A 25,473-nucleotide genomic window follows, 5' to 3' on the forward strand; every position below is an offset into this window, starting at 1 on the left:
CACTACTACTTAATCTGAATCGTCATGGATAGGGCGTGCCTGCCTTTTGTATTTGCAATTAAAATCACAAAAAATCGCCCGTTTTTCAAGGAAAAAGTGAAGTTTGATGGTCGTTCTATCAAACAGGCTTTTGCCTTCGAGCCACAAGATTTAGCCATTTTTCATGCAAAAACAGGTAGTTTATTTCCACAATATTTCTAAATTTTAAATTGTGTTATAAAGGGCAGGCACGCCCTAACATGCGTTGTATCCAAAAATCGTTGCATTATAAAAGTCAAATATGACAGTTATATGACAATTTTAACACATTTCATAAGTTTTGGGAAAATGTATCAAAACGTTATGATTGTTTGCTTTTTAACAGCATTAGCGTGCCTGACAACAAAACATCTCGCCTACTCCCATCAGAAGTTCTAGCACGCCCTATTCAATGCGTTTGACATAGCTAATATCATTCATCAAAGACGATGCTTGTTCTTCATTTAAGCACATCATCTTGCAAGCGGTTAAACGCTTGTCCATGCAGTTTGTCAAGGTTGTCGGCAGACGAGCAAGCTCATCGATATGAGCCATCCACTCATGCAAGATGGTGTAGGGAGTTTTTGCGTTTCATGATGGACACTTCATGATTGGCGTGTGGCATGAACAAAAACCACGACAATCCTATTTTACAGTTTTGCCATGGCTTTGTTACGGTTTTATCACTATTTTGTCATAAATCAATGATGGCAGTATTGATTTGATTTTGCAAATGGTTTTTAATGGCTATACATCAAAAGCTCTCTTCTACTTCGCCATAGACCACCTCTTCTTCCACGACATCATCAGCCACCTCGCCATAGACCACCTTGCCATCGTCAATGACTTCATCAGCTGTCCCGCTTGGTTCATCATGATGATACTCTTCACTCAGACAAGACGTGCTTTGTTTGGGGGCATGTTCTGCCAATACTGGCACATACATGGCATGCTCGCAGGCTTCATCGGAGAGCAGTCCTGTCTCGCCATCGAGCCACAGCCACGCCACTTTATCACTCTCATCAAGACGCACAGGGGCTAAGTTAAGCCGTCTCATATAATCCGCCCAAATCGGCAATGCCCCCGACCCTCCTGTCAGTCCAATGGGCTTATTATCATCACGTCCAACCCACACCACCGAGACATAGTTGCCACTAAACCCTGCAAACCACGCATCACGAGCATCATTGGTCGTGCCTGTTTTGCCAGCGAGTTTATAAGTACTGCCAATGTTGCCCATGCCTTTGGCGGTGCCATCTTTGACCACTTGTTGCAGACCGAAGTTTGTCACCGTCATGACCTCAGGCGGTATGCGTGCACTTGATTTGATGTTATCGTCTGTTCGCTGAATCACTTTGCCTGTCTCGCTGATGACCTGACGAATGCTATGAATGGGAGTATGATAGCCACCACTGGCAAAGACTTGATACACCCCGAGCATGTCCATGGGCGACAAATCAATCGCCCCGAGCATGATGGATGGGTAAGGGGAAATGTGACTTTCCACACCAAGCTGACGCAGTTGTTTTGAAAATAAGTTAATGCCAAAATCCATGCCGACATTGACCGCTGACTGGTTATAAGAATTGGCAAGGGCGGTGAGCATAGGGACATCACCATAGCTTCTGCCAGCATAGTTTTTGGGCGTCCATGATTTACCACCAGCAGGATAGGCGATGGGTTCATCTTTGACAGGGGTTGCCCAGTGGTATTTACCCGACTGGATGGCGGTCATGTAGATGACAGGCTTCAACAGTGAGCCAACTTGTCGCTTTGAATCGATGGCACGGTTAAAGCCCGTAAAATCGCTGGCACTACCCACGATGGCAACGAGCTCGCCCGTGGCAGGGTCAGCACTGACCAATGCTCCTTGTAGCTTCTTGTTTTTATTACCTTTTTTATTTAAATGTTCACTAATGGCTTTGTCTGCTGACATTTGGGCAATCGGGTCTAGCGTTGAGATGATTTTTAACCCCGCTCCACGCAAATCGCTGTCTTTATAATATCGTCTTAGCTCACGGCTGACCGCATCAAAAAAATCAGGGAATTTGGGCTTGGCGATGGCAGGGGTTTTGACCACGCCCAGTGGTCGCTCGGTTGCTTCGTTATACTCATCTTGGCTGATTTTACCCATGATTAGCATGTTGTGTAGCACGGCATTACGGCGTTCGGTCGCCCGCTCGGGGTGCTTTCTAGGGTTATAATAGCTTGACCCTTTGGCAACCCCAACCAGCAAGGCATATTGGTCAAGGCTCAACTCTGATATAGGCTTGTCAAAATAAAAATGCGATGCAATGCCAAAGCCATTGACCGAACGATTGCCATTTTGCCCCAGATTAATCTCATTTAAATACGCCAGCAAAATCGCATCTTTGCTATAATGACGTTCTAACAGCAAAGCCATCAAGGCTTCATTTGCCTTGCGTTTTAGGGTGCGTTCGGAGTTTAGGTAGAAGTTTTTGATGAGCTGTTGGGTAATGGTCGAGCCGCCTTGACGTTCGCCCCCTGTGATGTTGGAGAGCAACGCTCGGCTTGTGCCACGCAGTGAGATGCCATAATGCTCATAAAAACCACGGTCTTCGGTCGCAATGAGTGCATCCACCAACTGCCTCGGCATGGTATCTTTGGTCAGCAAAATGCGGTCTTCGTTATTCTCAGGATAGATACCGCCAATGTTAATCGGCTCTAAACGCACTACCCCATCTGCATTAGGATTGGTACTTTGGATTTTGGCGACTTTGCCAGCGTTAAAGGTGATTTTTAGCACCTGTGCTGGGTCTATCTCGCCATCGCCATAATCAAAACCCCGTGTATGCACCGTGTAGGTATTGCCCGATTTCTCATAACGCCCCGTCTGATTGACATTGCCTTGGCTATATCCTAGCATGTCAAGCCACGCCTTAAAATTGGCATCAGAGACCGCCACACCCCGCTCCAAATCTAGGGGGCGAGAATAGACCGTGGCAGGAATGTCCCAACGGCGATTTTCAAATTTACTGACAATCTCGCTGTTTAATTTATAGGCATACATCGCCAAAAACACGAGTCCTGCGATGATGATAACCAACAGCAAAAACCCAACAAGCATCAGCCCCTGTTCTGATTTTGGTGAGCGGTTGGGGGTTTTTTTATGAGTTAGCATGATAATCATTGTTAAAATGTGAAAAGTGTCATATCATAACGTTAAAATCAGGCGTTTGGCAAGTGAAAAAACCATGGAAAACCGCCCAAATGTTACAGATGGCTGACAGGATATGATTAGAGCGTATCAAGCATTGATAACATTTTTATAAAAAGAAAACAAAATTTTACCCCATTCTCAACCTTGTATGAGTGATTGATTTATCAAGGGCAAATTGCAATCCACCCCTACAACCCGAAAACAATCATTGAAAAATCAATAAGTTAATATTTTAAGTTGAGATTGAAGTAAATTTTAAAAATTTGGCTCTGGTTCAAAAAGTATGCTACAAAGAAAACCGTTCGTGGCGAGCTTGGGAAACCTAACGGTTTTCCTACCCGCAGGCAGGCTCAGGGCGAACGGAAAACCTAGTTTGGCATACTTTTTAGACCACTACCAAAAATTTTAATCTATTTTTGCATGAAAAATGGCTAAATTCTAACCATCCAGTTTTTCCACCATAAAATCAATAAACGCCCGTACTCTGGCACTCAAAAACGCCCTATCCACATACACCGCATAGAGCATGACCGACAACAGCTCATAATCAGCAAGCAGTCGCACCAGTCGCCCATCTGCCAAATCATGCTCAACAAGCCAGCTTGGGGCATAGCCAATACCTGCCCCTGCCCGTACCAGCTCACTAATCATGGGTGTGTCATTACTGTACATGGACGGCTTGGGGTTTAGTACAAAGTTTGCTTGTGTGGCGTGATGATAAATGGACACGCTGTCCATTTTGACATACGTTGGCAATATCACCCGATGACAGGCAGGGTCGTTTAGTTCATCGGGCGTGGTCGGCGTACCATGGCGTGACAGATAATCAGGGCTTGCCACCAGATAAAAATCCATGCGTGTCAAAGGGCGAGCTATCAAAGACAGCTTGGGGTCATGAGTGATTCGCAGTGCCAAATCAAAACCATCCGCCACCAAATCCACGAACTGGTTGGACAGCGAGACATTCAAAATCACCTCAGGATAACGTGCCTGAAATTCACTCAAATAGCCTGCCATCTTGGGATTGGCAAACCATCTGGGCATGGTGATTTTTAACATGCCACGCACGCCATCGGTTGCCCCTTGGGCAGTCTCTTTGGCACTGTCTAACAGTTCCAAGGCATACAGCGACTCACGATAATACTGCTCGCCTGCATCGGTCAGATGAATATTGCGACTGTTTCTGTGTAACAGCTTGGTGCCAAGCGTGCGTTCTAAGTGAGCAACGTGCTTGCTGGTCATCGCCACCGACATATCTAAGCTGTCGGCAGATTTGGTAAAACTACCTGTTAAAACCACTTGATGAAAAACTTTGATACTGGTAAGTGTGTCCATGTTGGGGTTCTTTGTGTAAAAAGCATCAAAAACAATATTTTTAAAAGTGTATTAAATGGCAAAACACGCTTAACAAAACCATTTTGCCATTATAAACCTTTTCTTAATAAGAAACAAACCTTTAACAAAATGGCTATTGTTCTCTTATTATTTTAATTTATAATAAATCTCATTCTACTCATTCTTAACATAAGGAATACCCATGTCTGTTCAAACCCTACAAGCCACCGCCGAACTTCGCCGTTCTATCTATGCCCTAGACAAGAATAGCCCCCTAACCAGCGTACAAATCGACCAAATCGTCGAACACGCCCTACTACATACACCCTCATCCTTTAACTCACAGTCCACTCGCCTTGTGGTGCTACACGGGGCTGAACACGAAAAACTGTGGGACGCCACCACCGAAATTTTGCGTGCTATCGTACCTGCCGAGAATTTTGCCCCCACCCAAGACAAATTAAACGCCTTTAAAGCAGGGGCAGGCACGGTGCTGTTTTTTGAAGATACCGACGTGGTCAAAGGCTTGCAAGAGCAGTTCCCTGCTTATGCCGACAACTTCCCCATCTGGGCAGGTCACGCCAATGCCATGGTACAGTATGCCATCTGGACAACCCTAGCTTCCGCCAATGTCGGTGCCAACTTACAGCACTACAACCCACTCATTAATGACTTCGTGGCAAGCGAATGGGACGTGCCTAGCAACTGGCAACTGGTCGCCCAAATGGTCTTTGGCGGTATTGTTGCCCCTGCTGGCGAGAAAACGTTTGCCCCTGTGGCAGAACGCCTAAAAGTCTTTGGTTAATCATCAGCCATAAAACAGACAAGTTGGCATAAAAACAGAGATAAAACCAAGATAAAAATCTTGGTTTTGTTTTTTTTAAAAATAAATTTTTGTGTTATAATTAAGGCATTTACCATTTTAACAACCAAAAGACCATGACCAACACTCTTTTAAGTCGCCTACTGCCCGTCGCCCTATTCTCTGCTGTTGTCACACATGCCACAGCCAACACCATCTATGTCTACGAAGATGGCGATAACGGACAAAAATTTTTGACCAATGTCCAACAAAACACCAGTGGCACCAAAAAATTCACCCAAATCAGTGTTACCTATTACCCTGACACCAAATTACATTCCAATGGCAACATCCCTAGCACCTACAACCCAACGACCGCCGCCACACCCAGTCGCAGTGCCAACCGTAACGCCTACGACCACTTAATCCGTGCCGCCGCTGCTCGTCATGGCGTAGACCCTGCCCTTGTCAAAGCCATCATTCACACCGAATCTGCCTTTAACCCGAACGCTCGCTCACCTGTGGGGGCAATGGGACTTATGCAACTCATGCCCGGTACTGCCCGAGACATGGGCGTAAGTAACGCTTGGGACCCCGTCCAAAATATCGAAGGCGGGGTAAAATATCTTGCATGGCTACAACGCCAATTTCGCAACCGTGACTACGTCGTCGCCGCCTACAATGCAGGATTGGGCAATGTCCGCAAACATGGTGGCATTCCCCCATTTCGGGAAACCCAAAATTACGTCCGCTCGGTAAACAGTCGTTATGCCAGTCTCTATCGCCATGATACGGGTATTATCGGGGGTGGCACGCACTTGGCAATGAACCAAAACTTTACCACGCCCGCCCCGACCACCTTGCAAGTACCCAGCTCGTCAGGTGTTCAAAATGTCAGCATTACTTACACCACCCCAAATAATAACTACGCCACTCCCCAAAACCCCAGTGTTGGTAGTGGCTCAGGACGTATTTACATCCATAAATAATGCGCTTGTAACTGGTTGATTTTAAAAAAATATCTAATTTTTGTAAAAATAATCAATCAGTTACACAAATACCATTTAAATTTTTAACGTCATGCCCCATAATAGCAGTAATGCCAATGGGGGCATTTTTATTTTGCAACTTTTATTTTAAGGAAAATTTACCGTGTTACGCATTGGTTTATTTTTACTCACCAACGTCGCCGTCATGGTCGTGGCAGGTATCGCCTTTTTTATCCTAAGTAGAGTCTTTGGATTGGGCGGTGTGCATGGACCGGGCGGACTTCAATATGGTTCGCTTGCCGTCTTATGCCTGTGCTATGGCATGATTGGCTCAATGATTTCTTTATTTTTGTCAAAATGGATGGCAAAAAAATCCACAGGTACGGTCATCATTGAACGTCCCAGTAATGCCACCGAGCAGTGGCTTGTGGATACCGTCGCCAAACAAGCCAAAGCTGTCGGTATTGGCATGCCCGAAGTGGGTATTTTTGACAATGCCCAACCCAACGCCTTTGCCACAGGTTGGAACAAAAACTCTGCCCTAGTCGCTGTTTCATCAGGACTACTACACACCATGACCGCCGATGAAGTCGAAGCGGTACTGGCTCACGAAATCGGACACGTTGCCAATGGCGACATGGTAACACTTGCCTTAATTCAAGGTGTGGTGAACGCCTTTGTCATGTTCTTTGCCCGTATCATCGGCTCATTTGTGGACCAAGTGGTCTTTAAAAACGAAAGCGACTCCCCTGGTATCGGCTACTTTGTAACCAGTATGGTTATGGACATCTTGCTTGGCTTTTTGGCAAGTGCCATCGTCATGTGGTTCTCTCGCTTGCGTGAATACCGTGCCGACGAGATGGGGGCAAAACTTGCCAGCCGTGACAAGATGATTAGTGCCCTAAACGCCCTACGTCCTGCCGAAGCTCGCCCCGATCAAATGCCAGAGAGCATGAAAGCCTTTGCCATTTCTAGTGGTCAATCCCAAGGATTTAGCATTGCCAATCTGTTCCGCACGCACCCGACATTGGATGAGCGTATCTCAGCACTGCAAAAACTACCTGCCAATTAATATTGTCACAAACATCACCTAGACCGTCAAAGTATTGGCGGTCTTTTTAAAGCTTAAAGCCACTATAAACAACGCCATCATCTTTCATAATAATCCAGCCCTGACAAATGGCTAACTGCATTAAAATTTTATCATTCTCGTTAGGAAAAACTGATTTAGCAATATCTAAATATTCTGTCTCATCAACCTGTTCACCTATTTTTTGACCCAATGTAACGAACTCCGCCAATTTATCTTTTAGTCTCATGACGCCGTCTTTAACCAAAAGCGTATTTCCCATTCTGATGAAATTGTCATTCACTCTATTAATATTAATTCTCGCCCAATTCTCAATCACTTCATCATCAAAAATAATCTGATGATTTTTTTCGATAACACAATAAGATTGCATTGTATTGATGATATTTTGCACGCTAAAAACATGTTCAATCATCAACTCTTCTTTTAGCCATTCTGAAAATTCATTTATGGTTGCTGGCTTTTTCTTTAACAAAAACAATAAATCACAGATGGTTTTCAATCTTTTCAAAGACATATCACCCAAAATATATTCCACTTTGGGTGGCAGAGCCAACTCTTTTTTGCGTAATTTTAACGCATTTTATCTGTCTGATAATCACCAGTATCAAGAGCCGACCAATTTTTGATGTGACCTTGATTGTAGCCTATCTTGGTATGATTCACATGGACAATTTTATATTCTTGTAGCAACTCAAATATTCTGTCTACACTCTTATCTGTCAATTTTAATTTTTGATAAATGTCTTTTTTTAATGTTTTTATTTTAGCAGGGCGATTGTTATTCTCCTTAGTCCAAATATCACATAAATGCTTAATGTCATGTAGATAGATATTCTTTTTAAATTCAGTCAATTTTGGCATAAGTCCATTGTCAATATTTTTATGCATAATATATTGCTCTTTGGTGACTTGCTTAACCTTAAATGACTTTTTTTGAAGCAGTCTAGCAATATGTTCAAAATCTCTGTCACTAGACAAAATATAGAATTTTGTTTTATTGGGCTTAAACTGACCACTTAACGCCCCTGCATAAAATGCCAAACCAAAATCAGCACCATTGCTCTTTTTATTCTCTGTCATTGTAATTAAAAACAGCTTATAATTTAGCAACTTACTCAATAACTCAATATCTTGCAATGCAAAAATAGCAGGGGTTTTTGCAAAACTCACATAAACCCTATCATATTTTGGCAAAAAGCAAAAATCTCATCCGCTTTTACAGTCACATATTCAATATCCAATAACAAAATTTTTTTCATAAGACCCAATCATTAAAGCAACCACGGCACAATCACAGGGGCTAAAAATGCCGTTAAAATACCATTTAAAATTAGCCCCACTGTCGCATACGCCACAAACCTTGACCCCATCTGCATGACACGCACCGTACCAAGGGCGTGCGACGCTGTCCCCATGGATAGCCCCCACGCCATAGGATGAGTGGATTTGACAAATAACAGCACGCCCATACCCATCATCTGCCCCAACACACCTGCGATGAGTACGGTACTGGCGGTAATACCCATCACCCCATCCAATTTATCAGTGACCTCGATGGCAATCGGCATGGTGACAGATTTGGGGGCGATGGCGATGGCACTTTGCTCACTACCCCCCATCAGACGCACAAGCCAAATCCCTGAGATAATACCCGTGAGCGAGCCTAGCAGTTGTGAGATGATAATAGGAAACCACTGCGAGCGGATTTTTTGCCACTGAACATAAAGCGGAATGGCAAGTGCCACAACCGCAGGCTGTAACCAAAAGGTCAGCTGACGACTCGCCTGCTCAAAGCTCGCCCACTCTATATTTAGCACTTGTAGTAGGGTAATAACCACGATGGTCGTGATGAGTGTAGGATTAATGAGCTGATTTTTGAAACGGGCTTTGATGTGCATACAGCCGTGAAAGACAGCGATGAGCATAAATAGCAGAAAAAATGGGCTGTTTAACAGCTCTGACAGCTCGGTATTCATGAGTTGCCTCTTTGATTTGTTCGTCCTTGATGTCTGGCTTTTTGGGCGTGCCGTAGCCACTCATAGGATTTGCCCGTCACAATCAGTACCAGCAGTGTACTGATGGCAGTCGCCCCAATCAGCACCCCCAAATCCGACCGAATGATGTCCAGATACTGCATGATGGAGATACAGGCAGGCACGACCATTAGCACCAAGTAGTCCAGTAAGGTCTTGGCAAGGCTCTGCACCGTCTCTAACTTAACCACGCCTGCCTGCAACGCCCCAAATAGAATAATCAGCCCAATCACACTCGGGGGCAAGGACAATCCCGTCAAGGCGATAAAAATCTCGCCCAAAAACACACACCCAAAAATAATCAAAAATGCTTTTAAAATCATGATGGTTTTATCCGACCCAAAGACACCCAAAGACACCCAAAGATGACGTATTGTACAAAACTTTATGGCATTTTGCACCGCTTAATTGTGCTTGTTATTTTATTTTGTTAAATTTGATGACAAGGCTGATTTAATGAAAATAGGTATTGTTAACAACTTATTTTTTTAACCGCCTTGTCGTAGACGTTTGAGTACAATTAGCAAGACTAAATCTAAATCAAGACAATAAAAAAGGGCAATCATGCCCTTTTTAGTTTTTTATTTTGTCTTTATCATCATTGCAATTTGCTTTGGCTATTTTCTGCAATGCTCATTTGCACGCCCTGCCCCAGACCTTTACCGATTTGCACGCCAAGGCGGTCAAAGACCTTACGCATGGGGTCTACATAGGTGTAATTCACCGAATGCTCAACGCCCAGCTCTTTTTCTAGCTTACTAATACCACCTGCTTTGTCGGCAAGTCCCAGTTCAAGCGATTCTTTGCCCGTCCAAAACAGACCGCTAAACACGTTGTTTTGTTCGGCATTTTTGAGCTTATCGCCACGCCCTTCTTTGACTGCATCGATGAAGTTTTGGTGCGTGGTGTCAAGCAGTTGTTGGACGTGTACCCGCTCATCTTCGGTCATGGGGCGAGACATGGATAGGATGTCTTTGTACTGTCCCGATGTCATGGTGCGGTCTTGGACACCGATTTTTTTCATCAGCTCTTCGGTGTTGTAGCTTGACATGATGACCCCGATAGAGCCGACCAGACTTGATGGATTCACCCAAATCTCATCGGCAGAGCTGGCGATATAATACGCACCACTCGCCCCGATGTCGCCGATGACGGCATAGAGTTTTTTGTCAGGGTTGTCTTTACGTAGCTCCATGGCGGTCTGCCAAATCTCATCCGACTGCACGGGCGAACCCCCAGGAGAGTTGATGGCAAGGGCGACGGCTTTGGCATTGGGATTTTCAAAGGCTTCGGTCAGTGCCGAGCTGATGTCATAAGCATTAGCATCGCTGTCACTGGCAATCACGCCATTGACTTCCACCACCGCCAAATGGGGCGAGTTCGCTTCTAGTGGTATGGTGCTACTGGCGGTACTACACCCACGCCCCATGACGGCGATGATAAAAACGATATAGCCGAACGTGAGCAATTTAAAAAATATCCCCCAACGGCGAGCTTTTCTTTGCTCATCAAGACTTGCCATGAGTGTTTTTTCTAGCAGTCGCCACTCTTGACCGCTGTATTGATTGGGCGGTGTTTGTGGTGCTGGGTTTGAGCGTTCGTTTGAGTTGTCTTTATTGGGGTTTGGTGGCCATGCCATGATGTATTTTCCTGACTTAACTTGGACGTGTTGAACCTTTATAACACTATTTACAATATAGAAATATTTTAGAAAAAACTAATCGTTTTTGCATGAAAAATGGCTAAATCTTGTGGCTCGAAGTCAAAAACTTATCTGATAGAATGACTATCAACCTGCGTTTTTTCCTTGAAAAACGTGCGATTTTTCTCATTTTTCATTGCAAATACAAAAGGCAGGCACGCCCTTTTAAAAATCCAAGTTAAAACCGTACGGTCGGTTTTGGATAATTTTAAATTTTAGAAGGGTTATTTTAACACAAATATTGCCAAATGCTCGCCTTAAATTTTATCAATTTGTTATTAGAGCGTATCTACTGACCACCAAGCTCTATCATCATCAGCTCAGCTCGCTCACGGTTGTCCGCTATATCTTTGTCAGTAAAAATAATCTGCGATGGCAAAGTTTGTGCCAACACCGTCCCACTTACAGCATGGCGACTGTGTCCAAGCCACACATCGGCATGCACCTGTTCATCATGGCACATACTCTCATGCATGTGCCACGCATACTCATGGGTCGCTCCATTAATGATGAGTCGTGAGCCTGCCTGCTTGCTTTTTTGGTCATCACGACCATCATCATCGCCATAATCATGATGGATACCACCCATGATGGCAGGCATCAGCTCGCTCTCAACGATGATAGTACAGCCCCACACCCGCTCATCATCTATCATCTGCCAGCCTGTCATTGCCGATATGCTAAGCCCCTGCCCCGACCATGACCGCCCTACCCCACACACCTGCATGGGCAAGCCCTGCACGGTGTTTGTAGGTTGCCCCGCCTGCCAATAGCGATGGATAAACACGTCCTGTGCCAGCGTTGCCACCACATCACTCATGCGATGGCTTGGGGTCTGCACGATGACCCCTGTCAGATGGTGAATACCGTGCTGACGCAGTTTGTCGTGCAGAACACTCGCCACTTTATCATATCCTACCGCCTTATCATCTTGCAAATCTGACAACACAAGCCACACCGCATCATCGCCATTATCCGCCCCTTGCTGACGGATGAGTACTTGGCTGACCTTATCATCACCATCTAACACCATCACACTAAATGACGTTTGTCTATCTACAAATAACACCATCATCGCCACCGCCATGAGTGGCACCAATGCAAACTTCCGCTCTATCACAGGGGCGACCCACACCGCCACCCCAAGGGCAAACAGTGCCATGCCTATCACGCTCGTGGTCTGATACAACCATACATCACTTAGGCTCTGTAACCACGTCAGGAGCTGATGAAGCCATGCCAATATCAGCGATGAGACACCCCAAAGCACATCAGCAAGGCTCGGCAACACCACAAAAATCACCCCTGCCACCAAATTTATCGGCACAATGACCACCCCAAACAGTCCCACCGCAAACAGATTGACAAATAGCCCCCATAGCGAGACTTTGCCAAAAAACAACAGCGACACAGGAAGCATGGCAACAAAGAGATAACTTTGTAACTTTAACAAACCGACCAGATGGTCTTTTATGGACATGACTGGCACATCAAACTCCCGCTCGCCATAACTCATGAGCAGTGCCACCGCCACAAAGGACAGCCAAAACCCCGCTTGCCACACCATGACAGGGTCAAGCCATATCATGCTCAGCCCCACCCACATCAGCACCGCCAACGACGACAAAGGCAATGCCAAATAGCCTGCCACCGCCACCGCCAACAGCATGTACACCGTCCGCACCGCAGGCACATCAAAGCCTGTAAACAACGCATAAATCATGCTCGCCCCCACCATGACAAACAGTCGCAAGCGATGGCGGGGCAGTCGCTGATAATATGGCAAAAACCTATCGGTCAAATAACACACCCCAAAGCTCAACATCGTCGCCAACAGCACCACATGCATGCCCGAGATGGCAAGCAGATGACTGATACCGCCAAACTGGTATAAATCTTTGGTCGCACGACTGATTAATGCCCTATCGCCCGTCAGCAGGGCAAGTGTGACCGCTCGGGCTTGCTGTTTATCATCACTAAGAGCATGCCAATCTTTATAAAAATGCGTGCGTAACGCATGGCGAAATCGCTCTAAATGCCCCACCAAGCCGACCTGTGGCAGGGGTGTCGGCTCATCACGCACCGCCAATACTCGGGCATTGGCATGGATGTGGCGTGTACGAAGCCACCGCTGACTGTCAAAGCCTGACGCACTGGGGTCGGCAGTAATGGGTGTAATACGTAGCGTCATGTAAGCGGTCGTGGCAGGATGTAGTTTGGCAAGCTGATGGCGGTTCGAGCCGTCCTTATTATCCTTGACATCTGCCACTTGGAGTAGCACCGTCATCTGACTGGGCAAGGGCGGATGGGATTCGGGTGTGTCTGCGGTAACAGCAAATGGGTTACGGGTCTCTGTCCTTGTGTGCTCGCCCTCATCTTTGCTATCTTTATTATTCTTACCAACATCATTAAAGCCATCCAACAAGCGGTCACCGCCAAATGTCAAATCAGACAGCAATGCTTTTTGGCGATAATAGCTCCCTATGTCATACACGCTGTCACTAATCTCATGCACCGTCACTTTGGCGGTGATGGTATAGCCATGCTCAGGGATGGCATGAGCAGTATTTGTAAACGCCTGTTCGGTACTGATGGTGCGAAGCATGAATAATAGCACCACAAAGCCGACCAGTAGCACCTGCATGGCAGCCTGCCCCACTCGGGCAAAAGCGGATTTGGGATGAAATTGATTAAATTTAAAACATAAAAAAGCACACCCCAACAAGAGCATGCTCATCATCATAAAACCCATCCCATGAGTCGTATCCATGCCAAACAGCTGACTGCTCACGGCTGTCATGTCATGGCTGGGCAAGATATCCAGCGTGGCGAGCACCATCAACGCCACACCAATAAACACAAGCCAAATCAACATCGTACCCACATCTTAGGCTTAACCCATGCCATGTTGTAACATCAGCTCAATCATCGCCAAATCATCAGAATAAGTCAGCTTCATGTTCATGCGTGAACCCTGCACCAAAGCCACCGACTGACCGAACTGCTCAAACCCACTGGCTTCGTCGGTAATCATCAGCCCATCAGCGATGACCTTATCAAGCATGGCTTGTAAGGCGTACAACCTAAATACTTGGGGAGTCTGGGCTTGCCAAAGCTGACGACGGTCTATGGTGCGATGTATCTGACCATTGATATATTGGCAACCTGTCAAGGCAGAGCTGTTGGTATCATGAGCAAGTTTTAAGGTATCCACCACAGGCGTGGCAAGTATCGCTCCTACTGGGTTATACTTACCATCCGTCTGTTCAAGCCGTTCAAGCTCACGCACCGCACCAATCAGACGGGTCAAATCATCAGCAGGCAAGCACGGTCTGGCACCATCATGGATAAGCACCCACACATCACCAACCGCTCGCCGAGCAATGTCATCCACGCCTGCCTTGACCGACAAAAAACGCTCCGCCCCACCTTCGGTCAGATAAACAGGGCGGTTAAACTCAAAATCCAAAGACGACACAAGCGTATCATCTTTGGCAACCACGAGTGTCAAATCAGTGACGGCAGGGACATTTAAACACGCCACGCCATGCTCTAACACCGTTCGCCCTGCCACCGTCAAATACTGCTTTGGCACATCCGCCCCAAAACGACTGCCACGCCCTGCCGAGACGATGAGTGCGTGAATGGGTAGGTTGGGACTTGTCTGCTTCATCACTCGCCCGTATCACCGCTAACGCCCGTAAAGGCATTCTCGCCCATGTCATCATCAATAAGTCCATCAACAGGCTCGGTCGCACTCACCCCATCCACGCCATAGGGAATCTCTCTATCACTCACCATGGGGGCAACGGACAACTCCACAAATGTCTCGCCTGACTTAATCAAACCCAAATCAAGGCGAGCATGCTCTTCAATGGCACCCAGCCCTGATTTTAAATCACGGACATCCATTCGTAACGTGTCATTGACCGCTTGCTGGGTGGCATTGATTTTTTGTTGTTTGGCAAGTTCATTATTTAACTCATCAAACGCATGATGACCGAACTCGCCATACCAGTATTGGTACTGTAGACCTGCCAACACCACCGCCCCAAAAACAATGAGTAGCAGATAACCCAAAAAAGCAGGCGAAAAGCTAACGCCTACTTTTTGGTTGTGTGTTTGATGGTCTGATGACAAAGCATCATCAGTTTTTTGGGTTGCCATGTCAGCCACGCAGCCCAATGAATTCAGCACGCCCACGATAGCTTGCCGTTACCATCTGCTCAATGCGTAGCAGTTGGTTGTATTTGGCGACACGGTCAGAGCGACATAGCGAGCCTGTCTTGATTTGTCCTGCTGCTGTACCCACCGCTAGGTCAGCAATGGTACTATCTTCGGTCTCGCCTGAACGATGACTGATGACAGTGGCATAGCCGTTTTCTTTGGCAAGATAAATGGCGTCTAGCGTCTCGGACAATGTGCCAATTTGGTTAAATTTAATCAAAATGGCGTTGGCGATGTTTTTATCAATGCCTTCACGCAGGATTTTTGGATTGGTTACAAATAGGTCATCGCCCACCAGTTGCACCTTATCACCAAGCTGATGAGTTAAATACGCCCAGCCATCCCAGTCGCTCTCATCCAAACCGTCTTCAATGGAGATAATCGGATATTGACGCACAAGCCCTGCCAGATAATCCGAAAAGCCTTGGCTGTCGTAAGATTTGCCCTCACCTTCTAGCGCATATTGACCGTTTTTATAAAACTCGCTAGACGCACAGTCAAGAGCCAAATAAATATCCTGCCCTGCTTTGTAGCCCGCTTGTTCAATGGCTTTCATGATGACAGTAATCGCCTCTTCATTAGAACGCAAGTTCGGAGCAAAACCACCCTCATCGCCCACGGCAGTATTTAACCCTTGGGCTTTTAGCACGGATTTTAGGCTATGGAAAATCTCAGTGCCTGCACGAAGTCCTTCTGAAAAAGACGTAAAGCCCACAGGCTCAATCATAAATTCTTGAATGTCCACGGTATTATCGGCGTGAGCCCCACCGTTTAGAATGTTCATCATCGGCACAGGCATGGTTAAGCTGGTTTGCCCACGCAAGTTGGCGATGTACTGATGAAGTGGCAAATTTTTGGCAATTGCCCCTGCTTTGGCAATGGCAAGCGACACCGCAAGCGTGGCGTTTGCCCCTAGTTTGGCTTTATTCTCTGTGCCGTCTAGGTCAATCAAAATCTTATCAAGTTCACTTTGGGCGGTTACGTCCTTGTCAAGCAAAGCTGAGCGGATTTGGCTGTTCACATTTGCCACCGCTTTTTTGACACCCTTACCCAAATAGCGAGATTTGTCGCCGTCTCTGAGCTCCAACGCCTCACGAGAACCTGTGGACGCACCAGACGGAGCGGCGGCACGACCACACACGCCATTCGCCAAAATCACGTCTGCTTCAATGGTTGGGTTACCACGAGAATCCAAAATCTCACGAGCCACGATGTCTTTGATTTGGGTGGCGTTGTCGGTATTTTCAGCGTACATACATTTTCCTTTTGATTGGGTGAATGATAATGAGTGGAGATAGGGTTATTTTATCACAAAATTGGGTGAGTGGTTTGAAAATTTTATGCAAACAGATATTCTCTCATTACTCAAATTTTGCTGTACTAATGGCACTTAATTCACAGCCATTACCTCACTCCCAACTTAAAATGGTAACTTATTGATTACCGCATAATTTTTTGGGCTTGTAGGGGCGAATCACAATTTGCCCTTTGATAAGTCAATCGCTTATATAAAGTTGAGAATGGGGTGTATTAAGATTGGGTTTGCGAATACACACCAGTTAAATTAAAAATTTAAGTAGTAAATTGCACACACCTACACTTTATAATAAATTAACCCCAATCCCCACCAATGTTAAATTTTAAAAAAATTCATTGGTTATATGGTAAGGTGCGTACCACGCACCTTTTAAATGAAAAATCTGATTGGTGCGTGGTACGCACCTACTATAATTGGTATGTTTTGAAGTTAAATGACTATAATTATTTTACAACCATTAAAAAACGGAAAGAATAAACCATCCTTGCCATAAAAATCAATGCGTGTCTAATTTTTCAAACCCTTTTACCAAATTATCAATTTCTTTTAATTGACGTAAAAACGGCTCTAATTGCGACAATCGCAACGCACAAGGGCCATCGCACTTGGCTTTGTCAGGGTCGGGGTGAGCTTCTAAGAACAGCCCTGCCAGTCCCGTTGCCATACCTGCTCTTGCCAAGGTGGTAATTTGACTACGGCGACCGCCTGCACTGTCCGCTCTCGCCCCTGGCTCTTGCAGGGCGTGCGTTACGTCAAAAAATACGGGTACGTTCATCGCCTTCATCGTGTCAAAGCCGAGCATGTCCACCACAAGGTTGTTATACCCAAAAGACGTGCCACGCTCGCATAAGATAATGTTATCATTACCTGCTTCTAGGCATTTATTGATGATGTGTCGCATCTCATGCGGGGCAAGGAATTGGGCTTTTTTGATGTTAATCACCGCCCCTGTTCGAGCAATGGCACTCACAAGGTCAGTTTGACGGCTCAAAAATGCAGGGATTTGTAGCACGTCCGCCACCTTTGCCACAGGAGAGGCTTGGTAGGGTTCGTGTACGTCTGTGATGATTGGTACGCCGTATTTTTCTTTAATGTCGTTTAGCCACGTCAGCCCCGTATCTAGGCTAGGCCCCCGAAATGAATGTAGGCTTGACCGATTGGCTTTATCAAAACTTGCCTTAAATACATAGCCAATATCTAGCTTTTTGCAAATCTCAATATAGCTCTCGGCAATCTCAAATGCCAATTCTCGGCTTTCTAACACATTCATACCACCGAATAACACAAATGGCAACTCATTGGCAATCTTTATATCGCCTGATTGTGATGATAATTCAATGGTAGATTTGGCGGTTAATGTCATGGGTTTTCCTTATAAAATGGGTTGATAATGGTAAGTTTGTTTTCAATGATATGATCATGGTGCATATCTTCGGAATATAAAATGGGTGTGTTTGCGTATAGAGCAGTTGCAATAATCAAACTGTCCCAATAAGAATATTGATAACGCTTTTTGATATGCAAAGCATCAACCACCAAATCGCTATTTAAGTCAATAATGGTAAAATACTTTTTAAAAAATCGTATTGATGATAATAATTCATCATCTGTCATGAGTTTTTTACGAAAAACCACATTACAAAATTCATTTAATACTTGGGTGCTAATCACGGCATTAGGATTGCGTGATAATTTTTCTGCAATGGGCTGTTTGTCATCATCACCAATAGAATATAATAAAATATTACTATCCATAAAATAGTGATTATGGGCGGTCATATAATTCATCTCTATTAAACTCATAATCGGCTGGCAATTTGCCTTTCATTTTGGCAAAAAATTCATCAAATGCCAATTGCCTTTCATCAGCTTGTGGCTTATTTGGTGTTAAACTAACTGCCACATTGTCATGCTTTAATATCACCTGCTCGCCTTGTACTGCCTTTTGTAGAATTTGCACCATGTCATATTTGGCGATGTCTGTAACCATAATTTCAATCATCTTATCCCCTTTTATCTTCCCAATGAATAAACAGGGCGAAAACCGCCCCATTTATTTTATTGTAATGCTTTATTTTCCATTTTGCAATGCAACTGCCGAATGGATAAAGGCATTAAAGAGTGGGTGTCCGCCACGGGGCGAGCTTGTAAACTCGGGATGATATTGCACCGCCACAAAGAACGGGTGATTGTCAAGCTCCACCGTCTCCACAAGATTTTGTTTGGCAGAGTAGCCCGAGATTTTTAGCCCTTGTGCTTCAAGCGGTTCAATGTAGCGGTTATTCATCTCATAGCGATGACGATGACGCTCAAAAATGGTGCCTGCCCCATAGATTTTGGCAAGGCGAGAGTCCGCCACCAGATGAGCTTCTTGTTTGCCAAGTCGCATCGTACCACCCAAATCGCTGTCATCTGAGCGAATTTGTAACTCGCCTTTTTCGTCAAACCATTCGGTAATCAGACCGATAATCGGATTGGCGGTTTTGCGGTCAAACTCGGTAGAGTTGGCTTCAAGTCCCAGCACATTGCGGGCAAATTCAATGACCGCTAACTGCATACCCAAGCAAATGCCTAAAAATGGCACGCTATTTTCACGGGCATAGCGGATTGCTTTCATCTTGCCTTGGGTGCCACGCTCGCCAAATCCCCCCGGTACTAAGATAGCATGGCAGGCTTTTAGCTCGTCCATAAGGGCATCTTGGGTTTCTAGCTTTTCGGCATCAATATAGTGAATTTTTACACGGGTTTTGTTGTGAATGCCTGCGTGCAATAGAGCTTCATTGACTGATTTATAAGCATCGGGCAACTCCACATATTTACCAACCATTGCCACGACAATCTCGCCTGTCGCCCCAAACAGTCCGTCAATGACTTTATCCCAATCGGACAAATCGGCTTCGGGCTGATTAAAGCCAAAACGCTCGCACACCAAATCGTCCAAATTTTGCTCATAAAAAGTGCGTGGAATCTCATAAATACTGCGAGCATCCTTGCACACCGCCACCGCACGCTCGGAGACGTTGGTGAACATCGCAATCTTACGCTTGGTGTCATCGTCCACGTCATGCTCGGTACGGCACACCAAAATATCAGGCTGAATGCCAATGGACAGTAGCTCTTTGACAGAATGCTGAGTGGGCTTGGTTTTGAGTTCGCTGGCGGACGAGATATAAGGCAGTAGAGTCAAGTGCATGAGCATGGTATTTTCACGCCCAAGTTTTACCATAAGTTGTCGCACCGCTTCCATAAAGGGCAAGCTCTCAATATCGCCCACCGTGCCACCAATCTCAATCATGGCAACATCATAACCCTCGCCTGACGCTAGAATACGGCTTTGAATCTCGTCTGTGATGTGCGGAACGACTTGCACGGTTTTGCCAAGATAATCGCCACGGCGTTCTTTGGCAAGCACCGCTTGATAAATACGCCCCGATGTGAAGTTATTTGCACGAGACATTTTAGAATGTCTTAAAAAACGCTCATAATAGCCCAAATCAAGGTCAGTCTCCGCCCCGTCTTCGGTAACGAACACTTCGCCATGCTCAAACGGACTCATCGTGCCAGGGTCCACGTTGATATAAGGGTCCATTTTGGTCATGGTAACTTTAAGACCACGGGCTTCTAACACAGAAGCCAAAGAAGCGGCGGCAATGCCCTTACCGAGTGAGGAAACCACGCCACCTGTTACAAAAATAAATTTAGTCATGTCAATCATCGCTTATTGGTAAAAGAGAATTTTACTAAAAATTGCCAAAAAAATATAGGGGGCAATGGCAAAATCCCAAAAATTTTTGTGAAAAACACCCAAAACAAAAAAGACTTGATAGGTTCAAGTCTTTTTGGATGTTTATCAATCAGCTGCCTAATTAATCATCAAGGCGTTCGCTCAAAATTTCTAGGTTGGGATAGCTTAGGCGAATGTCGTACTCTTGACCATTTTTATAAGCTTCAACCTCTAGGGTCTTTTGACCACGATGTGCATCAGGGTCGATGTCCACTACCTGATAACCCTTGCTTTGCAAAAGCTGGGTGGCTTTTTTGACATTAGCTTGGTAATTGACATCTGTGCGAATCTCACGCTCAATGTGGTCGTCATTATCTGCAAAAGCCACAGCAGGGGTTAGCAGAGATAACGCCAATACAGTTGATAATATTTTTTTCATGATTGCCTCCAAATGGGATAATAAATATTATGGGTGAATATTAATGATAAAACCGATTTTTATCAGCTCATAAATTGGTGCCATTTTATCATAAAATCCTCCGCTCACAAGGGTGGGCTACACTTTACGTCCACTTTATTACTCAACTTTACAAAGATCACAGTTCGCTTAACAAAGTGACTAATGTTTTATCAAACAACCACCCAATGCAATCAAGGCCTTCACTAATGTATGACTGGCTTATCAATAACCCAATTTTATCAAACCGCCCCAAAACTGGCAAATAAATCATATTCGCTAGCTTCATCAATGGTAACGGTTAAAAACTGCCCTACTTTTGCCGTCTCATCAATATTATCCACATAGACATGACCGTCAATCTCTGGGGCATCGGCATAGCTACGGCAAATGGCGATGTTCTCTTCTGTATCAATTTCATCTACCAATACCACCAACGTTTGCCCGACTTTTTCTTGCAATTTTTCTTCGCTGATTTGTTGGGCGACCGCCATAAACCGCTCGTAACGCTCTTGCTTAACAGACTCTGGTACAGGGTTTGGCAAATCATTCGCCACCGCCCCGTCAATCTCTGAATAAGTAAAACAGCCCACACGGTCAAGGCGTGCTTGTTTTAACCAGTCAAGCAAGTACTCAAAATCTTCTTCGGTCTCCCCTGGAAAGCCCACCACAAAGGTCGAGCGAATGACAATCTGGGGGCAAATCTCCCGCCATTTGGCAAGTCGCTCCAAGGTATTTTCGCTCATGGCAGGGCGTTTCATCGCCTTTAATACACTGGGGCTTGCGTGCTGAAAGGGAATGTCAAGATATGGCAAAAGCCCACCCTTACCACCACTGGCTTTCATGCTGTCTGCCATGATTTGTACCACATTATCCACGTGCGGATAAGGGTACACATAATGCAAACGCACCCAAATGCCAAGCTTTGCTAAGGCTTGACACATATCAAAAAACTTGGTCTTTATCGGTTCGCCTTGCCAAAACGCCATTTTATATTTTAAATCCACGCCATAAGCGGACGTGTCTTGGCTGATGATAAGTAGCTCTTTGACCCCTGCTTTTTTTAGGGCAACCGCTTCATTCATCACGCTGTCAATGGTGCGAGACACCAAGTCGCCACGCAAGGACGGAATGATACAAAAAGTACAGCGATGATTACAACCTTCACTGATTTTGACATACGCATAATGGGCAGGGGTCAGTTTCACGCCTGCGTCATTAATCAGGTCTATTTTTGGGTCATAAGTCTTGGATTTGGCAGGTTTTGGCACATGGTGCGTTACCGCTTTGACCACTTCATCATAGGCATGAGCCCCTGTTACCGCCAATACGGCAGGGTGCATGGTGCGGATTTTTTCGGCATCTTTACCCAAACAGCCTGTTACGATGACCTTGCCGTTTTTGGTGATTGCCTCGCCAATGGCATCAAGGCTTTCTTGGACGGCAGATTCAATAAATCCGCAGGTGTTTACCACCACAAGATCCGCCCCGTCATAATCCTTGGCGACTTGGTAGCCCTCACGAGTAAGTTCGGTAATAATCCGCTCACTGTCCACCAGTGCCTTGGGGCAACCTAAGGATACAAACCCGACCTTGGGCGTTTTGACAATCTCACTGGATAAACCGCCACTAGGCTCAGCAATCTGCATCAGACTTGCCGACTCTTCTAGGGTGCGGTTTTGGTTGTGATTGGCTTTATGATGATAGCCAACTTCACTGGGACTAAGATTGGGATTGGGGTTTTTGGGATTAAAGGTTTGAACAGTCATGGTATTTTGGCTAAGGATAAACTTGGCTGATTAGGGGTGGGTTTAGGTAGGGATGAATTTTGGGCAGATGATTTTACCTTTATCATATACACCTAATGGACTTAATATTTACCACAGGGTTTGCAGGGGCATGTTGAACACGCCCTTGATGATGTGATATTCATTGGACATGCAAAGCCAGTCCCTACATCCACACATCATAAATTTGTGGCAATTTTAAAATTCTTTATAAAATATAATATAAAATCAATCATATAGAGACAAATTGCCATGTACCCTATTTTTAAATTTCAAAATTTACATAGCAAAAAACCCGCCTTAACAGCAGGTTTTTATATATGGTGGGGTCGGAGAGACTCGAACTCTCACGGGTCGCCCCGCTGGAACCTAAATCCAGTGCGTCTACCAATTTCGCCACGACCCCAGATTTCATCAACTTTCGTCTTGATGTGGCGTATTATATACGACTTTTAAAATTTGGCAAGTAATTTTTGCTAAAAATTTTAAAAAGTTTATAAGTCATTGATTTAAAATATCTTTTGAATTGATAAATTTCACCCCAACCGCCGTCATGTCCGCCATCGCCTTATCCAGCGAGCCATTTATATCTATCGGGGCAGTGGCGTCCGTGATGACCGTGCAATCAAACCCAAACGCTACGGCATCTATCGCCGTCCACGCCACACAAAAATCGGTGGCGATACCCACCACATACACGCTGTCTATGCCCCGCTCATGAAGATAGCCCGCCAGCCCCGTTTTGGTCACCCTGTCGGCTTCCATAAATGCCGAATAGCTGTCTATGTGGCGATGATAGCCTTTGCGAATGATAAGCTGGGCTTTATCGGCTTGCAAATCAGCATGAAAAAGAGCGTCCGATGTCCCTTGTACACAGTGAGCATTCCATAGAACCTGCGTACCATAGGGTAGCTCTATCGTGTCAAACGGGGCTTTGCCGTCATGATTTTGGTAAAATGAAATGTGGTCGGCAGGGTGATAATCTTGGGTCAAAATCACGGTATCAAAATGAGCAATCAAGCGGTTAATCGTGGGGATAATCGTATGGCTGTTTGCCACCGCCAGATTGCCACCGACAAAACCGTTTTGTACGTCCACAACCAATAGGGCTTTCACAAATACTCCTTATTCTTTAATTTGTTTGATGGTTTGGCAAGTCTAATTTTTAACATGAATGCTTTGATAAGAAAAAACTAAAATGCCATCATAAAAACTTGTAATAATGGACAAATTTTTTTATAATACCGCATTTACCAAAGCAAGGTCAAACCTTGCTTTTTTTGTGAACTAAAATGGAGTGGTTATGATTGAGTGGTTTAACAGTCTCATCAATTGGGGCGTAAGCCTGATTTGGGGCAATGGCGATTGGTTGATAGCGGGCAATCCTTGGTATGGTCTTATTGTGTTTTTGTTGGTGGGTGGGGGTATTTATTTTACCATAGCCACTCGCTTTGCTCAGTTTCGCTATTTTGGACATCTGTGGAAACTGCTTAGGGTGTCAGGGCAGGGCGGTCGCTCGGGCGGTATCAGCTCGTACGAAGCCTTGATGACATCGCTGGCGGCACGGGTCGGCACGGGCAACCTTGCTGGGGTTGCTATCGCCATTTATTTGGGCGGTGCTGGAGCGGTGTTTTGGATGTGGGTTACGGCAATTTTGGGTATGGCGACAAGCTTTATTGAGTCCGCTCTCGCCCAAGCCTACAAAGTCCCCCACACCGACAACGTCTTTCGTGGTGGCCCTGCGTATTATATCCAAGCAGGTCTTGGACAACGCTGGCTTGCCATTATCTTTTCGGTGTGTCTACTGATTGCCTTTGGGCTTGCCTTTAATGGCGTGCAAGCCAATACCATTGCCCAAGCAAGCCTACAAGCCTTCAACATTCCGCCTTGGGCAACGGGGGTGTTTTTGGTGATTTTGGTTGCTCCTGTGGTTTTTGGTGGTATGCGTTCGGTTGCCAAAGTGGCAGGTAAGATTGTGCCGATTATGGCGATTTTGTACATTTTGCTTGCACTGTTTATTATCCTTACCAACATCACGCAGTTTCCTGCCGCCATTGCCACTATCTTTAAGTCTGCCTTTGGACTTGAACAAGCCGCAGGCGGGGTGCTTGGCTATACTGTCGCGACAGCGATGATTAACGGCATCAAGCGTGGTCTGTTCTCAAACGAAGCGGGCATGGGTTCTGCTCCCAACGCTGCCGCAACCGCCCAATCCTACCCCAATCACCCTGCTGTACAAGGCTTTATGCAAATGCTTGGGGTGTTTATAGACACCATTGTCATCTGTACGGCAACGGCTGCCATTGTGATTTTGTCGGGTGTGGTAGACCCAAACTCTGAGCAGACGGGCATTCAGCTTACCCAGCTTGCCCTGTCGCAATATGTGGGGCAATTTGGTGTGGTGTTTGTGGCGGTGGCGATTTTCTTTTTTTCGTTTACGTCTATCATTGCCAATTATAGCTATGGTGAGAGCAACATTGAATTTTTGTCTGGTCAAAAAAACGCCAAGCTTGCCATGATGGGGCTACGCATTGCCCTACTTGTCATGGTCTTTGTGGGATCTATTGCTGACCTAAAAGCGGTTTGGAACTTTGCTGACTTGACGATGGGTATCATGGCGGTCATCAACCTTATCGCCATTGTGTGGCTATCGCCTGTGGCACTGCGTGTCCTAAAGGACTATGAGCGTCAAATCAAAGCAGGAGTTGCCCTAAAAGACATCAGTTTCGACCCCGACCTGTTCCCCAAACTAAAAAATGAAGCGGACAGAACAGCGTGGAAGGATTGATAATTTTCTAGACAAACCC

The 25,473-nt window shown here is 45.5% G+C and carries 24 protein-coding genes and 1 tRNA gene; 5 read left to right on the forward strand and 20 right to left on the reverse strand.

All coding sequences use genetic code 11. The features are described 5' to 3' along the window. Window positions 1-24 precede the first annotated feature (24 nt). Window positions 25-201 carry a hypothetical protein gene (locus K941_RS17450; protein ID WP_208854341.1) on the forward strand — a complete coding sequence of 59 codons (177 nt, stop codon included), beginning with the start codon at window positions 25-27 and terminating at the stop codon, window positions 199-201. A 222-nt stretch (window positions 202-423) separates the two neighbouring features. Here the strand turns inward: K941_RS17450 and K941_RS16990 are convergent, their stop codons facing one another. From K941_RS16990 to K941_RS0100370, 3 genes are all read right to left on the reverse strand, one after another. Further along, window positions 424-573 carry a hypothetical protein gene (locus tag K941_RS16990; RefSeq protein ID WP_156892280.1) on the reverse strand — a complete coding sequence of 50 codons (150 nt, stop codon included), beginning with the start codon at window positions 571-573 and terminating at the stop codon, window positions 424-426. A gap of 199 nt (window positions 574-772) precedes the next feature. Continuing rightward, a complete protein-coding gene (gene mrcB, locus K941_RS14215) occupies window positions 773-3,160 on the reverse strand; it encodes a penicillin-binding protein 1B (protein ID WP_051225766.1) in 2,388 nt (795 codons plus the stop codon). Between the two features lie 477 nt (window positions 3,161-3,637). Beyond that, window positions 3,638-4,534, reverse strand: coding sequence for a LysR family transcriptional regulator (locus K941_RS0100370; protein WP_029102025.1), 897 nt, complete (start codon window positions 4,532-4,534; stop codon window positions 3,638-3,640). 202 nt (window positions 4,535-4,736) lie between these two features. On the opposite strand from K941_RS0100370, the gene K941_RS0100375 reads away from it, so the two are divergent. From K941_RS0100375 to htpX, 3 genes are all read left to right on the forward strand, one after another. Further along, window positions 4,737-5,339 carry a nitroreductase family protein gene (locus K941_RS0100375; protein ID WP_029102026.1) on the forward strand — a complete coding sequence of 201 codons (603 nt, stop codon included), beginning with the start codon at window positions 4,737-4,739 and terminating at the stop codon, window positions 5,337-5,339. A gap of 134 nt (window positions 5,340-5,473) precedes the next feature. Continuing rightward, complete coding sequence (locus tag K941_RS14220; protein ID WP_084137622.1) at window positions 5,474-6,325, forward strand: lytic transglycosylase domain-containing protein; 852 nt, start codon at window positions 5,474-5,476, stop codon at window positions 6,323-6,325. A 163-nt stretch (window positions 6,326-6,488) separates the two neighbouring features. Then, complete coding sequence (gene htpX, locus K941_RS0100390; protein ID WP_029102027.1) at window positions 6,489-7,397, forward strand: protease HtpX; 909 nt, start codon at window positions 6,489-6,491, stop codon at window positions 7,395-7,397. 46 nt (window positions 7,398-7,443) lie between these two features. On the opposite strand, the gene K941_RS0100395 is transcribed toward htpX, so the two are convergent. The 17 genes from K941_RS0100395 to K941_RS0100480 form a co-directional block, all read right to left on the reverse strand. Further along, complete coding sequence (locus K941_RS0100395; protein WP_036387077.1) at window positions 7,444-7,971, reverse strand: hypothetical protein; 528 nt, start codon at window positions 7,969-7,971, stop codon at window positions 7,444-7,446. A 17-nt stretch (window positions 7,972-7,988) separates the two neighbouring features. Then, window positions 7,989-8,612 carry a PIN domain-containing protein gene (locus K941_RS0100400; protein WP_156892281.1) on the reverse strand — a complete coding sequence of 208 codons (624 nt, stop codon included), beginning with the start codon at window positions 8,610-8,612 and terminating at the stop codon, window positions 7,989-7,991. A gap of 77 nt (window positions 8,613-8,689) precedes the next feature. Then, complete coding sequence (locus K941_RS0100410) at window positions 8,690-9,394, reverse strand: LrgB family protein (protein ID WP_029102030.1); 705 nt, start codon at window positions 9,392-9,394, stop codon at window positions 8,690-8,692. Further along, entirely contained in the window at window positions 9,391-9,774 is a 384-nt protein-coding gene (locus K941_RS14225; protein ID WP_036387131.1) for a CidA/LrgA family protein, read from the reverse strand. Before K941_RS14225 ends, K941_RS0100410 begins: the two co-directional genes overlap by 4 nt. Window positions 9,775-10,049: 275 nt before the next feature. Beyond that, a complete protein-coding gene (gene sppA, locus K941_RS0100420) occupies window positions 10,050-11,090 on the reverse strand; it encodes a signal peptide peptidase SppA (RefSeq protein WP_029102031.1) in 1,041 nt (346 codons plus the stop codon). 352 nt (window positions 11,091-11,442) lie between these two features. Next, window positions 11,443-14,028 carry a ComEC/Rec2 family competence protein gene (locus K941_RS14230; RefSeq protein ID WP_051225756.1) on the reverse strand — a complete coding sequence of 862 codons (2,586 nt, stop codon included), beginning with the start codon at window positions 14,026-14,028 and terminating at the stop codon, window positions 11,443-11,445. An 18-nt stretch (window positions 14,029-14,046) separates the two neighbouring features. After that, window positions 14,047-14,826, reverse strand: coding sequence for a 2-C-methyl-D-erythritol 4-phosphate cytidylyltransferase (ispD, locus tag K941_RS0100430; RefSeq protein ID WP_029102032.1), 780 nt, complete (start codon window positions 14,824-14,826; stop codon window positions 14,047-14,049). Further along, window positions 14,826-15,233 carry a septum formation initiator family protein gene (locus tag K941_RS16680; protein WP_407662297.1) on the reverse strand — a complete coding sequence of 136 codons (408 nt, stop codon included), beginning with the start codon at window positions 15,231-15,233 and terminating at the stop codon, window positions 14,826-14,828. The genes ispD and K941_RS16680 overlap by 1 nt, the downstream gene beginning before the upstream one ends. A gap of 88 nt (window positions 15,234-15,321) precedes the next feature. Further along, window positions 15,322-16,635 carry a phosphopyruvate hydratase gene (eno, locus tag K941_RS0100440; protein ID WP_029102033.1) on the reverse strand — a complete coding sequence of 438 codons (1,314 nt, stop codon included), beginning with the start codon at window positions 16,633-16,635 and terminating at the stop codon, window positions 15,322-15,324. A 559-nt stretch (window positions 16,636-17,194) separates the two neighbouring features. After that, window positions 17,195-18,061 (reverse strand): 3-deoxy-8-phosphooctulonate synthase, encoded by an 867-nt coding sequence (gene kdsA / locus K941_RS0100445; protein ID WP_051225757.1) that lies wholly within the window; start codon window positions 18,059-18,061, stop codon window positions 17,195-17,197. After that, window positions 18,058-18,477, reverse strand: a complete 420-nt coding sequence (locus tag K941_RS0100450; RefSeq protein ID WP_029102035.1) for a PIN domain-containing protein — start codon at window positions 18,475-18,477, stop codon at window positions 18,058-18,060. The genes kdsA and K941_RS0100450 overlap by 4 nt, the downstream gene beginning before the upstream one ends. After that, entirely contained in the window at window positions 18,464-18,700 is a 237-nt protein-coding gene (locus tag K941_RS0100455; protein WP_029102036.1) for a hypothetical protein, read from the reverse strand. The genes K941_RS0100450 and K941_RS0100455 overlap by 14 nt, the downstream gene beginning before the upstream one ends. Before the next feature lie 69 nt (window positions 18,701-18,769). Beyond that, complete coding sequence (locus K941_RS0100460) at window positions 18,770-20,404, reverse strand: CTP synthase (RefSeq protein WP_029102037.1); 1,635 nt, start codon at window positions 20,402-20,404, stop codon at window positions 18,770-18,772. Window positions 20,405-20,564: 160 nt separating this feature from the next. After that, entirely contained in the window at window positions 20,565-20,861 is a 297-nt protein-coding gene (locus tag K941_RS0100465) for a PepSY domain-containing protein (RefSeq protein WP_029102038.1), read from the reverse strand. Window positions 20,862-21,121: 260 nt separating this feature from the next. Beyond that, complete coding sequence (gene rimO / locus K941_RS0100470) at window positions 21,122-22,528, reverse strand: 30S ribosomal protein S12 methylthiotransferase RimO (protein ID WP_051225767.1); 1,407 nt, start codon at window positions 22,526-22,528, stop codon at window positions 21,122-21,124. Between the two features lie 459 nt (window positions 22,529-22,987). Next, window positions 22,988-23,072, reverse strand: a tRNA-Leu gene (locus K941_RS0100475). Window positions 23,073-23,167: 95 nt separating this feature from the next. After that, on the reverse strand, window positions 23,168-23,782 hold the full coding sequence (locus K941_RS0100480) for a nicotinamidase (protein ID WP_029102040.1): 615 nt from the start codon (window positions 23,780-23,782) through the stop codon (window positions 23,168-23,170). A gap of 187 nt (window positions 23,783-23,969) precedes the next feature. On the opposite strand from K941_RS0100480, the gene K941_RS0100485 reads away from it, so the two are divergent. Beyond that, complete coding sequence (locus tag K941_RS0100485) at window positions 23,970-25,454, forward strand: alanine/glycine:cation symporter family protein (protein WP_029102041.1); 1,485 nt, start codon at window positions 23,970-23,972, stop codon at window positions 25,452-25,454. Window positions 25,455-25,473 lie beyond the last annotated feature (19 nt).

This window comes from Moraxella caprae DSM 19149, assembly GCF_000426885.1.
Classification (GTDB): domain Bacteria; phylum Pseudomonadota; class Gammaproteobacteria; order Pseudomonadales; family Moraxellaceae; genus Moraxella; species Moraxella caprae.